Consider the following 12,680-nt stretch of genomic DNA (forward strand, 5'->3'; position numbering starts at 1 on the left):
ACCCGTTTCGGGAGACCTCGCAATTTGCGTGCCCTCCCGTTTGTCATTCGCCGCGCATCGTCGCCTGGAAGCTCGGCAGGTGCTTCTTCTGCGCCTCGAGCATTCTCTCGCGATAGACACCATAGATGACGTCGGTGTCGTGCAGTGTGACGCCGGCAATTGTCGGCGAGGCGAAGACCGGCAGTTCGATGCCGCGTTTCGAAAGCGCCTCGGCGGTGCGGGCGATCAGCTCATGCGCCAGGATCATGGCAAGCACGTTCGAGGAACCGGAGACCGGCCGGCTCCAGCCCTCGACCGGCACGATGGCATCCTCGATCGGCGAGCAGGTGTCGATGACAAGGTCGGCGGCATCGGCAAGCCGCTTGCCGGAAGAGTGCGTCGCCGGCTTGTCGAGATTGTTCTTGCTGGTCACCGCAACGACGAAGATGCCGCGTTTCTTAGCGTAGAGCGCAGTGTCGATGCCGGACGAATTGCGGCCGCTGTGCCCGAAGATGATGATCGAATCGCCTTTGTTGAGTGGCTGGTGGTCGAGGAATTTCTCGGCATATTTCTCGGTCCGCTCCAGCCATAGAAGTTCGCGCACACCGCCTGCGCCGAGCACGTTGCGCTACATGACACGCGGGTCGGTCAGCGGATTGAAACCGACATAGCTGCCGTAGCGCGGAAACACTTCCTGGACCGTCAACACCGAGTGGCCTGCGCCATAAAGATGAACCAGCCCACCGCTCTCGAGCGTGTCGGCAGAGCGGCTGGCCGCCTCGCCAAAGGCTTCGGCATTGGCTTTCGAGGCCTGTTCGATGAGGGCGGCAAACCGGACTGGTTGTGCCGCTGGTGGTGCCGGCGCAGATCAGCATTAGCGATCACGAGTTGTCGGTGGAGGTGCGCTGGCCGATGACGTGCGTCGAACCGAACGTGACGTGCTCCCACCAACGCGGATCACGCTCACCGGCGTAGCTTTCAGGCGAAGCCACGCTATGCGGCGCTGCTGGAGGGCGGCCGGCTTCGAGCGTCGGACGACCGGTTCGCGCTGGTGCAGATGGACATCGACGGTGAGGCCTCAACCTGCGTGGAAGACGCCCTGATGGAGACTGCCTCTGCCTCACGCCGCCTGGCATGCCGCAGCACCGGCCGACGTCACGCCGTACGGGACGTGCTCGTATGCGCCTGGCCTGTCGCGATGGCGACAAACCGGCGCTTGACCGCCGCAAACAACGCCGGTGGCAGCGGCCCGTAATAGCCGCTCTCCGTCTCCAGCGGCCGTATGTCGGGCCCCGGCCAGGCGAACCGGTTACTTTCCGTCAAAACGATCCACGACCGCTCACCGTCAAGGCGCAAGCGCAGCTTGACCGCAGCCGGGATCTCGATGGCATCATCGGGATCGGACGGCGGCGTATGCGTGATCGGCAGGACCCGGACGACCGGCGAGCCGTCCTCCTGCATCGCGACCAGCGCAAGCACCAGGCAGGGCCGGTCCTTGTCGCCTTCCTCTCGGCCTTCGCGGTGTTGCCAATGCCAGAGGTAGGAGTAACGGAAGACATGGCCGACCTTGATTTCAGCCGGTAGCATTTTTTGCTGTCAGCCTGTTGCCCCGGAGGGTTTTGACCCAGAGGGTTTTGACCCAGAGGGTTTTGAATCAGAGAGCTCGTGGTCGAGATGGTCGAGATCCGGCTCCATTTCAGAGGCTTCGACCGCGGCGATGTCGTCCGCGCCGAGCTCCGCTGTCAGCTCGACCCGCCGGTCGCGCTTCGACAGCCGGACAAAATCCTCGTAGGCCAGCAGCACCGTGCGCGGGCGACCGTTCTTGGTGATGATGACCGGGTCGCGGACCGCGGCATCCTGATAGGCGCCAAAATTTTTAGAGACGGCGGCGGCAGTGACGGTCGTGGTCATCGGCGAGACTCCTTTATTCCGGAATATAGGGGTTTTCCGGGATTTCCGCAAGCGTCGGGCGCCCGCTAGATGGAAACGAGGCAGTGACAGGGCAGCTTCCAGAGGCCCTCGTCCGTTCGCCTGATTTCGTTCTGCGAGTGCGCCGCCGCCGATATCGATCAAGACACAACATCCAGAACACCTCACTTGGCAGGCCGCAACTGGAACGATGCCGGAGGTTGCTGTGACGAAAAGGAATAAGGCTGTCTGTGGCAACGGCGGAAGTCGCTGAGAACGTTCAAAGCATCGTCGGGGCGGACCTGTGGTTTTCCACTATTATGATCGGCTGGTGTCCGAATTTTCTACCCGACATCGCCGACTCGAGTATTAGATTTTGCTTATGGAGCGTCGGCACGCCATCCGAAGGATTAAGGACGGGCTTTGGGAGGGTCTATGACATAGACGATGAAAAGGTTGTCTTCGTAGACAGCGTAGCTCTGACGAATTTGCGGGCTTGAGGCATTGGAGTTGCCAATGGGCGGATTTCTTCTTCCGAGCAGATTTCCAGGGCTCGGCTGATGGTTCCTCGAGGGGGCCACGTTCGCGCGCACATTGGGCGACCCCACGCCAGAACCGCACGGCATGAGCTTCCAGCGCCGGTTGCCCTGGGACGGGAGGTTGGGGGTGGCGCCAAGAGGTGGGGGAGGATGATCGCCACTAAGCACCGACTTACGCTGCAAATCTTGGCTCCGGTACTCCCGTCACGCCGTGGCCGGTGATGGCAAAGAGGCTGCCCCGTAAAACTCCGTCGCCCGGAAAACGCGGCAACGGCGGCTTGGCCATCGACGTGACGTACAGGGTGTCGAGCTTCGGCCCGCCGAACATGACGCTGGTAATCTTCTTGACGGGCATGTCGATGATGCGGTCGACGCTGCCGTCGGGCGCGTAACGTACCAGCCTGCCGTCATAGACCAGCGCGTTCCAGAGGAATCCTTCCGCATCGACGGTCGAGCCGTCGGCCGCCCCTCCCCGGCTGGTGTCGACGCGGGTGAAAGTGCGTCGGTTGGTGGCGGCACCGGTTTCGATGTCGTAGTCGTAGGCCCAAATCTCGCCGGTCCAGGTGTCGGCGAAATAGAAGGTGCGGTCGTCCGGGCTCCAGCACGGACCGTTGGAGCAGATGATGCCGGAATCTATTCTGGTGACGGAGAAATCCGGATCAAGCCGGTAGAGCCCGCCGGAGGGCCCCTCTTCCATCGTGTCCATTGAGCCGGCGAAGAAGCGGCCGCGCCGATCGACCTTGCCGTCATTGAGCCGATTCATCGGCCTGTCCGGCTCCGGATCGTGGATCGGCGTGACCTCACCGGTGGCGAAATCAAGCAGATGGAAGCCGCGCTGCAGCGACACCACCGCGCCACCGCCGTCCTTGCGCAATGCCATCGAGCCGATCTTCATCGGCACGTCCCAGCAACGGATCTCGCGGCCGTCTGCGGTCGCCCGAAACACGCGCCCGTCGAAACTGTCGATCCAGTAGAGGCGCTCCTGTTCGACGTCCCACAGCGGTCCCTCGCCCAGCGTGGTCTTCACGTCCACCACGACCTCGATCTTCATGCCGTCCTCCTCTGTTCGAACCTTGCAGAAACCGGTCAGAACGCGACCTGGCCGCCGCCCTTCAATGACAGGATTTCGCGGGCCTCGTCGGGCGTCGCCACTTCCATGCCGAGGCCTTCGATGATCTTGCGCGCAAGCACCACCTGCTCGGCGTTCGATTTGGCAAGCTTGCCCTTGCCGGCCCACAGACTGTCTTCGAGACCAACGCGAATATTGCCGCCAAGCGCTGCCGATTGCGCGGCAATGCGCAACTGGCTGGCGCCCGCACCCAGCACCGACCAGCGGTATTGCAAGCCGAACAGGCGATCGGCGGTGCGCTTCATATGGGCGACGTCTTCGGGGTGCGTACCGATGCCGCCGAGCAGGCCGAACACGGACTGTACGAAGAACGGTGGTTTCACCAGCCCGCGATCGGCGAAATGGGAGAGGTTATAGAGATGGGCGATGTCGTAGCACTCGAACTCGAAGCGCGTGCCGTTGTCGTAACAGGTTTCCAATATGTACTCGATGTCCTTGAACGAGTTGCGAAAGACCAGGTCACGCGTCGCTTCCAGGTGCGGCCTTTCCCAGTCGAACTTGAACGTTTCGTATTTGTCGACGAGGTGATAGAGCCCGAAATTGATCGACCCCATGTTGAGCGAGGCGACTTCCGGCTTGAACTGCGCGGCGGGGCGCACACGCTCCTCCACCTTCATGTAAGGACTGCCGCCAGTGGTGATGTTGATGGCGGCATTGGTGCCTTGCTTGACGCGAGGCAGGAAACGCGCGAACGCCTCCGGCGTCTGGTCGGGCTTGCCGGTCTCAGGGTCGCGGGCATGCAGATGCAGGATCGCCGCACCAGCCTCCGCCGCCGCGATCGCCTCCGAGGCGATCTGGTCCGGCGTGATCGGCAGATAGGGCGACATGGTCGGCGTATGGATTGCCCCCGTCACCGCACAGGTGATGATGACCTTGCCCTTGGCTTGCTGAGCGCCGGGCTTGCGGCTTGTTTCCGTCATCGTCCAAACTCCTGATCCGATTTTTTCTTGTGCGCCGCCAGCGCCATCAGCCGGCGGTCGCGCCAGACCTGCCGTTCGCCGAGTTCTTCTCGCGGCAGCCGTTTGCGGCGCTCGGCCTCGACCGTCTCCATGACCTCGCCGGCCCAGTCGACGCGACGCAGCATCTGCGGGAAGATGTTGGAATAGATCGTCTGGTAGCGCTCCACATAGTCGCGCACGCCACCAGGCGCGTTGAGGTCGATGGTTTCAAACGGACCCATGAACGACCAGCGCAGCGCCAGCCCGTCGCGCAAACCCGTGTCGACGTCCTCGACGCTGGCATAGCCGTCGGCGACGAGCCGGAACGCCTCCTCCAAGAGTGCGCCCTGCAAGCGGTTCATGATGAAGCCGTCGAGTTCGCGCTTCATCACCAGCGGCGCATGGCCCGCCTCGACAAGAAAGGCGCGGGTCCTTTCCACCGTTTCGGCGGAGGTCCATGGCGCCGGCACGACTTCCGCCGCCGGGATGAGATAGGGCGGATTGATCGGGTGCACGACGAGGCAGCGATGGCGCCCCTGAAGGTGATCGGTGAATTTCGACGGCAACAGCGCCGAGGTGGAACTGGCGATCACCGCCTGCGGACCGGCAAGGGCGTCGATCCGGGAAAACACTTCACGCTTCACCTCGAGGTTTTCCGGTGTGTTCTCCTGGACGTGGACGGCATCGGCCAAGGCTTCGCCAAGCTCCGCCACAATGGTGATGCGGCCGAGCACGGCATCAACCGGCTGTCCCTGCAGCAAATCGTTGGCGGCGAGGTCGTCGAGCACGCCGGCGATATAGTCGCGCGCACCGCTGGCCGCGGCAGGAGCCTGGTCCCACATGCGCACATCGTGCCTGGCACGGGCGAAGCTGATAGCCCACGCTCGCCCGATGAAGCCGCTTCCGACAATTGTTACCTTCGCCATGATCTCCCCCTCAGAGTGTCTCGACGTTGCCGTCGACGCCGAGCGACTGGCCGGAAATGTTGACGCCCGCATCGGAAAGCAGGAAAGCCACCATCGCCGCGACATCGTATGGGCTGGTCATGCGGCGCAGCGAGATATTCTGCAGATAGCGTTGTGTCATCTCTTCGTTTGAAACACCTAATTGCTTTGCCCGGTCGGCAATGACCTTGTCGATGCGCGGCCCTTCGATGATGCCGGGCAAGATGGCATTGACCCTGATCCCATGCGGTCCGAGTTCCTTGGCAAGACTCTGGGTCAGGCCGACAACGCCGAACTTGGCAGCCGAGTACGGCGTACGGAACGCGTAGCCGTGTCGGCCGGCGGCCGAAGACATCGAAACGATCGAGCCGCCGCCTGCCGCCTTGATTAGCGGCACGGCACGCCGCGCGCACAGGAACTGGCCGGTCAGGCAGATATCTATGCAACGCCGCCAGTCCGCCGGATCGATCTCATCGACGCCGCCGGTCGGCCCGGCAATGCCGGCATTGTTGATCAGGGCGTCGAGCCCGCCGAGCTTCTCCTTGACAGTCTCGAACAGCCGGTCGACATCGTCGTCGCGAGAAACGTCGGCTTTGAATGCTGCTGCGAGCGAAATCCTCTCTGGAGCGGCGGCCAGCGCCTCGTCGGAAATATCGCAGATCACGACACGTGCGCCCAGCCGCGACAGCGTCTCGGCAATGGCAAAGCCGATGCCGCCGGCACCCGCCGTGACCAGCACGCGCTGGCCTTTGAGCCCGGTCAGGAATTCGTCCGCCGATGCCGGTGCGCTTGAGCTCATTGTTCCATCCCTTTCACTGAATCCGCCTTTCGCGCAGCGCCATGACGGCGCCGAGCACCACCAGCCCGAACAGGATCGCCCGCGTCGCGTAAGGCAGCGTCGTGCCGGCGAGCAGCATCTGCAATGCCGTCAGGAGCAGCACCCCGCCCAGCATGCCGAGATAGTGGCCGCGTCCGCCGGTGATCAGCGCACCGCCGACCACGACGACGGCGATGGAGGGCAGCAGATAGTCGTCACCCATGCCGAGGCTGGCCTGGCCGGAAAAGCCGGTGAGCATGATCCCGACGACCCCCGCGCAGACTGCCGACAGCACATAGACGAGGATGAGCGTGCGACCGACAGCGATGCCGGAGAGCTGGGCTGCGCGCAGGCTGTTGCCGATGCCGTAGACGCGGCGGCCGAAAGCGGTGCGGCCAAGCAGCAGCACGGCAAAGACGACGAATGCGATCATGAACAGCACCACCGGCGTGATGGCGAATACCTTTCCGGTCATGAACCAGCGCAGCATCGGTGAAGAGAAGCCGGCCGGCGTGCCTTGCGAGTAGAGCAAAGCGAAACCTTGCAGAATGCCGTTGGTGGCCAGCGTCATAACGATCGGCGAGATGCCGAGAAAGACGATGCCGATGCCGTTAGCGAGACCGATCAGGCAAGCGACCGCGAGCACTGCCGGCAGCGCATAGACAAGTGCAGCATCCGACCCATTGACCATGCCGGCAAGCAGGATTCCCGACAGGCCGATCGTCCACGGCACCGACAGGTCAAGCCCGCCGGTGAGAACCACGCTGCCTTGCCCAAGCGCCAGGATGGCAAGGAAGCTCGACAGCACGAACAGCGAATTCCAGTAGCCAAAATTGACGATGGCGCGTCCGAGCCAGATCTGGGTGACGATCACGACAATGGCAAGACAGACATAGGCCGGCAGCGCATAGCGCAGCGTCTCGGCGTTACGCACATGGAAGGCCGGCTGAGGCCTCTGCTGGTCGCCGGCGCTGCCCCGGGCAATTCTCAGCCGCCGGTCGGTGCGATCGATCTGCGAGGGCAGCATTCCGGCGCGCCACGCGGCCAGGCGAGCCCGCAGCGCACGTAGTTGGCGGGCAAGCACGGAGCCATGCGACAGGGAACCCGCAAGCACGGCAAGGATCAGGATCGTGCCTTCGGCGATCGTCGAATAATAGGCCGAGACGTTGAGCACGAGCAGTATGTTGACAACCATCATCAGGATGTAGGCACCGAAGACGGTGCCCACCGGCCCACCTTGACCGCCGCCCAGCCTTGTACCGCCGACCACGACCGCCGCGAACATCGACAGCAACAACGGGTTGCCGACCAGCGGATCGCCGCTGCCGGTCTGGGCGCTGATGAAAACGCCGGCAAGCCCATAGCAGCCGCCGGCGATGACATAGACGAGGAAGCGCACGAGAACGACGCGCACGCCGACCGAGGCGGCGGCATCCGGGTCGCTGCCGAGCGCATAAAGCGCTGTCCCGAAGCGTGTGGCTTTGAGCCAGAACCAGCCGAGCAGGACGACGCCGATGACCACCAGCGGCATCGGTATCCAGCCTGCGAGGGCATCACCGAGATAGAACGCGCCAAGATCGGGCGAGACGAAGCCGCCGGGCTTGTCCATGACCAGCAGCGTTACCCCCTGCAGGATGAACATGGTCGACAGCGTGACGACGATAGGCTGCATGCGCAGGACGGCAATGAAGCAGCCGTTGAAGGCGCCGACCAGCATACCGACGCCAATTCCGGCCAAAGTCCATAGCGCGACACTCGTGCCGGTCGCCATCGGATCCATGCCGTTTGCCAGGACGACATTGACCAGTGAGATCACCGCCCCGGCGGACAGGTCGAAACCGCCGGACAGGATGACTAGTGTCTGGCCGATCGCAGCCAGCGCCGAAGTGGCGCCGCCGCTCGACAGGAACGAAATGTCGAAATAAGTGAGCCGCCCGGCACCGACCAAATCGACGACCAGCAGGAGCGCCGCAAAGACGATCGCCGCGATGATCGCGCCGCGATGCCGCGCGAGGAGCCGCGACAATGTCGCGGTCGGTGACGCGGCGGCCAAGCTCGTTACGCTCATTCCGCCGCCTCCCGGACCAACTCGCCATGGCCAAGCGCTGGCCGCATGATCGCGCCTTCCGTGATCTCGTCGCCGGTAAGCTCCGCCACCGGATGGCCGTCATAGAGGACGAGCACCCGGTCGCATTGATGGACCAGCTCGGGAATTTCGGTTGAATGCAGAAGGATCGAGCCGCCGGCCGCCACATAGTCGCGCATCATCACGTAGAGCTCGTGCTTGGTGCCTACGTCAATGCCGCGGGTCGGGTCGAAAAGCAGCAGGATCCGGCTTTCGGCGACGAGCCATTTGGCAATGGCTATCTTTTGCTGGTTGCCGCCCGAGAAGGCCCCTGCCCTCGTCCACAAGGCTCGACGGTCGACCTCCACGGTCGAGAAGGCGGACTGAACGGCCTTTGCCTCCTCGTCTTTTCTGATCAAGCCAAACCGGGTGAAGCGCGCGACCACAGGCAGCGATGCATTTTGCCGGCCCGAGAGCTTCAGGAACAGGCCTTCGGTCTTGCGGTCCTCCGGCACCAGCCCGATTGCCATGTTGGGCTTGAGCGCATCGGCGGGCGAGCCGAGCCACACATTGCGGCCGTCGACCAGGATGTGGCCGCGCTCGATCTCGGCCATGCCGAAGCATGCGAGGAACAGGTCGAGCTGACCCATGCCCTGCAGCCCGGCAATGCCGAGGATCTCTCCCTTGCGCAGGTCGAAACCGACGCCGTCGAGCTTCCTCCCGGCTTTGAGATCGCGTACGCCGAGCACCGGCGGACCAAAGGCGGCCTCGCTTTCTGGTTTCGGCGGGAAGGTCTGGGCGATGCTTCGGCCGATGATCTTTTCGATCACCTCACCATCCGAAACATCGGCAACCGGCGCGGTCACGATGTGGCGACCGTTCCTGAGAATGGTCAGAGTGTCGCAGAAAGCCCGCACCTCACGTATGCGATGGGTGATGAACACGACCGTGGTACCGGCCGCCTTCAATTGCGTGATGATCGCGCCCAGCCACTCGACATCGCCACCTGACAGCGTCGAAGTCGGCTCATCGAGCAGAAGGATGCGCGGCTTGCGATAGAGCGCGCGCGCGATTTCGATCTTCTGGCGGACGGCGAGATCGAGCGTCGCTACCTCGGCATCGAGATCGACCGTAAACCCCAGATCGGAGATGTGCTTGCGGACGGCCTTGCGCGCGCTCAACCGCCTGATCAGGCCGATCGGACCGACGGGCGCGTATGGCAGCAACATGTTATCGAGAACGCTGAGATCGCGTACCAGCGTCATTTCCTGGAAGGCTGTCTGCACGCCTTTGGCGTGCGCGGCGCGCGGCGAACCGAATGGCGCCGGTTCGCCAAAAACGGTGATTTGCCCGTCGTCGGGCCGTACCAGCCCCGACAGCAGCTTGACGAGCGTGGACTTGCCGGCACCGTTCTCGCCAAGCAAGGCATGCACGCTGCCGGAATTGATCTCGAAGGAAACGCCATCGAGGGCGACCGTCGCGCCAAACGCCTTGCGGACGCCCTCAATGCCGACAGCTGTCGAATGCGCTGACATTATGATCCCAGTATGATCCCCGTGCTGGCCTGCATGAAGGGTGCGTGGAGCGTCTCGAAAGCACCCCGCGCCCCACTTCGGAGAGCCTACTGCTCGGGCTGGCCTACAAGGGCAGCCGCGAGACCGATTTCGGGTGTCTGATCGGAGAAGATCGAGGCGAACCAGCCTGGGTTCGAGACCAGCGACGGCTTGAACGCGTTGCAACCAGCCTTCATCTCCGCCCAGGTGCCCTCGTCGCAAAGCTTTATCGTCTCGTTGGTGACGACAGGCAGCGGCAGGATCGTCTTCTTGGCAACTTCCTTGCCTTCAAGCGCCTCGACGGCAAGCTTGAGAGCGAGTGCCCCGGAATAAGGCGGCGAGGCGTAGGAAATGCGCGAGGCGCCGAGCGGCGCATAGGGAGACGTCGCGCCCTCGACCTCCGTGCCCTCGGGCAGCATCTGGATACGCCCGCCATTGGAACCCTCGCCGGCGCAAGGCAGGAGTTCGCTGGTCTTCTTGCCGGCCTCGAGCTGCATGGAATTGGCGGTGAAGCAGCCGACCTGCATCCATAGCCCGTTGATGTCGTCCCAGCTGCGCGTCGCCAATATCTTGGAAAGTTCGGTACGTGCCACCGCCTGGCTCCACATGCCGACAGCCTCGCCGACGATCTTGATGTCGGGATGCTTGGCAAACACCTCCTTCGCGGCCTTGGTGCGCAGATCATCGACCGAGGTGCCGGGAACGCCGGTCACCGCGATAATGTTGCCCTTGCCTTTGAGCTTCTTGACCAGCCACTCCGCCGTTACGCGGCCAGCCTCTTCCTGGTCGATATGGACATTGTAGGCGCAAGGCTCCGTGATCTCGGCATCATAGGCAAACACCTTCACGCCCTTATCGCAGGCGTTTTTCACAACCTGGTTGAGGGCTGTCGGCGAGATCGGGAAGATCACGATGGCTTCGGCGCCGGCTTGGACCATCGCGTTGATCTGCTGGATCTGGCGCTGTGCGTTCGGCCCCGCCACCTGGACCTGGAGGTCCACCTTGTCGACCATGCTCTTGTGCGACGCCATCGCCTTGACCATGTTGGCGGCCTCGGCCTGCCAATCGTTGCCGATGAAGCTCATGCTGAGAAATATCTTGTGCTTGCCCGCCGCTTCGGCGGCGGACATCCCAAAAGCGCAAACAGCCATGCCGGCAAGCAGCGCGAGCCGCCGGGCTTTCGATCCGATACCCATTCGAAACTCCTCCCAGTTCAGACGACCGAATGCCTCCCAAGGGCACGAAACGTACGCCTTGTCATTCGAGACGCTTGACCGTATCATGCTTTGATCAAAGATCAATGATGAAATCGCTGAAGAGGCAAAAGCCGGGCACGCGGGCGCTTGACGCGGCAATTCGAACCTTGCATTCCGGGCACAGGCGCCGGGTAGCGTCGCCCGGAATGGGGGAAGGTTGGCAGAAATGGCTGGGGCGGCATTCAGGAAGCCGGGCGTCGAGATCACACCGCTGTCCAGGGAAACCCTGCAGGACAGGGTTTACCGGCACGTTACCGAGTTGATCCTCGACGGCAGCATCGTTCCAGGTGAGATGGTGACGGTCCAGAGCCTCGCCGACGCTTTCGGCGTCAGCCCGATGCCGGTTCGCGAGGCACTGCGGCGTCTGAGCGCCGCCAACGCCCTGATGGTGGTTTCTGGCCGTTCAATCGGTATCCCGGCGTTAAGTCGTGCGCGGCTTATGGATCTCAGGAACGTCAGGTTCGAAATCGAGGCGATCGCCGCCGCATGGGCCGCAGAACGCATTGACGATCACGGCGTGATGCTGCTTAGCCAGCATCTGGAGGCACTCGAGCAGGCCAATGCCGCCGGCGACGTCAAATCCTATCTCAGGGCCAATTACGCCTTTCACTTTTCCATCTATCGGGCCGCGGGCTCGGAAAACATGCTCAGCATCATCGAGAACCTGTGGCTGCAGATCAGCCCCTATTTCAACATGCTGCATGATTCTGGAAACTATTCGACCGCCAACCAGCACCATCAGCAGATGTTTGCAGCGCTGCGAGACCGCAATGCGGAAGGGGTCCGGGCGGCGGTTCGCGCTGACATCGACGCGGCTTTCACAGTACTGATCAAACTGCTGAAGTAACATTCCTCGAAGGCGCGCCGGTACGGCGGCGAGCCGCCGCCAGGCACGAACATGTCCATCAGTTACGTTTGGAACGTACGCGAAGTAGAAAACATTGTTGGCGACGGCAGAAATGGGCCGGATGATACGGTGGTCACGAAAGCCAGGCTGGATCACAATCTGTCTGAGGAACAGGACGAAGCTGACGCCGCCTTCGATCACGAGGCATCTTGGCCGGGTACGCGCTCGCTCGTGCGTATTTTCTATGAGACCCGCTCACCTCTAGTGCGCCATCTCAATTTCGAACTTGATCCTGGCGTGTAGCAAAACCTCGCCCGTCTCGGTGCGAACGATCATCGCAAAGCTGCGGTCAGAACCGTCAGCGTTGTCTTTCACGATCGCCGCCTTTGCGGCTTCGACCTCCGTCACCTATCCGTCGCGAACGGTTCATGCTCGGGAAGGTGATGATGCAGCACTTCGACAAGGTTTCGCTTGTCGAATGTCTGGCCGCAAATTGGGCAGAACTCCAAATGCCCCAGCTCGTCGTTGTCCGGCGACCTCTGGGTTTTGCCCTTCATAGTTGGCGGATTGTGCTTATCCCGTCTCACGTCGTCACCCATCATAACCTGTTGGGATAGCGCGACGGCATTTGGGGGACGATTTGGCCGCTGGGCGTACCAGCTGAGAGCGTTCGCCCCCAGCTGGAGCGGATTATACGCCCGTTCA

11 protein-coding genes and 1 pseudogene are annotated in these 12,680 nt (G+C 62.6%); 2 read left to right on the forward strand and 10 right to left on the reverse strand.

Annotated features, from left to right (window positions below; genetic code table 11):
* Positions 1-43: 43 nt before the first annotated feature.
* The 10 genes and pseudogenes from RQ479_RS13520 to RQ479_RS13565 all read right to left on the reverse strand — a co-directional run bounded on the left by RQ479_RS13520 (position 44) and on the right by RQ479_RS13565 (position 11,068).
* Positions 44-799 (reverse strand): annotated as a pseudogene (locus RQ479_RS13520) (sugar isomerase domain-containing protein).
* A 335-nt stretch (positions 800-1,134) separates the two neighbouring features.
* Positions 1,135-1,566: a plasmid maintenance toxin (PemK-like) gene (locus RQ479_RS13525; RefSeq protein WP_352492805.1), complete on the reverse strand. Its 432-nt coding sequence runs from the start codon at positions 1,564-1,566 to the stop codon at positions 1,135-1,137.
* A gap of 9 nt (positions 1,567-1,575) precedes the next feature.
* The gene (locus RQ479_RS13530) at positions 1,576-1,890 is read right to left on the reverse strand and encodes a type II toxin-antitoxin system Phd/YefM family antitoxin (protein ID WP_376705453.1); all 315 of its coding nucleotides are present in this window, start codon (positions 1,888-1,890) and stop codon (positions 1,576-1,578) included.
* A 708-nt stretch (positions 1,891-2,598) separates the two neighbouring features.
* Positions 2,599-3,477 (reverse strand): SMP-30/gluconolactonase/LRE family protein, encoded by an 879-nt coding sequence (locus RQ479_RS13535; RefSeq protein WP_376705454.1) that lies wholly within the window; start codon positions 3,475-3,477, stop codon positions 2,599-2,601.
* 35 nt (positions 3,478-3,512) lie between these two features.
* Positions 3,513-4,475 (reverse strand): 3-keto-5-aminohexanoate cleavage protein, encoded by a 963-nt coding sequence (locus RQ479_RS13540; protein ID WP_376705455.1) that lies wholly within the window; start codon positions 4,473-4,475, stop codon positions 3,513-3,515.
* Complete coding sequence (locus RQ479_RS13545) at positions 4,472-5,419, reverse strand: 3-hydroxyacyl-CoA dehydrogenase (RefSeq protein WP_376705456.1); 948 nt, start codon at positions 5,417-5,419, stop codon at positions 4,472-4,474. The genes RQ479_RS13540 and RQ479_RS13545 overlap by 4 nt, the downstream gene beginning before the upstream one ends.
* Positions 5,420-5,429: 10 nt before the next feature.
* Positions 5,430-6,236 (reverse strand): SDR family oxidoreductase, encoded by an 807-nt coding sequence (locus RQ479_RS13550; protein WP_376705457.1) that lies wholly within the window; start codon positions 6,234-6,236, stop codon positions 5,430-5,432.
* Positions 6,237-6,249: 13 nt separating this feature from the next.
* On the reverse strand, positions 6,250-8,322 hold the full coding sequence (locus RQ479_RS13555) for an ABC transporter permease (RefSeq protein WP_376705458.1): 2,073 nt from the start codon (positions 8,320-8,322) through the stop codon (positions 6,250-6,252).
* Positions 8,319-9,854, reverse strand: a complete 1,536-nt coding sequence (locus RQ479_RS13560) for a sugar ABC transporter ATP-binding protein (protein WP_376705459.1) — start codon at positions 9,852-9,854, stop codon at positions 8,319-8,321. The genes RQ479_RS13555 and RQ479_RS13560 overlap by 4 nt, the downstream gene beginning before the upstream one ends.
* An 86-nt stretch (positions 9,855-9,940) precedes the next feature.
* On the reverse strand, positions 9,941-11,068 hold the full coding sequence (locus RQ479_RS13565; protein WP_376705460.1) for a sugar ABC transporter substrate-binding protein: 1,128 nt from the start codon (positions 11,066-11,068) through the stop codon (positions 9,941-9,943).
* A 226-nt stretch (positions 11,069-11,294) separates the two neighbouring features.
* Between RQ479_RS13565 and RQ479_RS13570 the strand changes: the two genes are divergently transcribed.
* Positions 11,295-11,975: a GntR family transcriptional regulator gene (locus RQ479_RS13570; protein ID WP_376705461.1), complete on the forward strand. Its 681-nt coding sequence runs from the start codon at positions 11,295-11,297 to the stop codon at positions 11,973-11,975.
* A gap of 51 nt (positions 11,976-12,026) precedes the next feature.
* Positions 12,027-12,278 (forward strand): hypothetical protein, encoded by a 252-nt coding sequence (locus RQ479_RS13575; RefSeq protein ID WP_376705462.1) that lies wholly within the window; start codon positions 12,027-12,029, stop codon positions 12,276-12,278.
* The last annotated feature ends 402 nt before the right edge of the window (positions 12,279-12,680 follow it).

The sequence above is a fragment of the Mesorhizobium sp. ISC25 genome (genome assembly GCF_042295465.1).
In the GTDB taxonomy this organism is placed as follows: Bacteria; Pseudomonadota; Alphaproteobacteria; order Rhizobiales; family Rhizobiaceae; genus Mesorhizobium.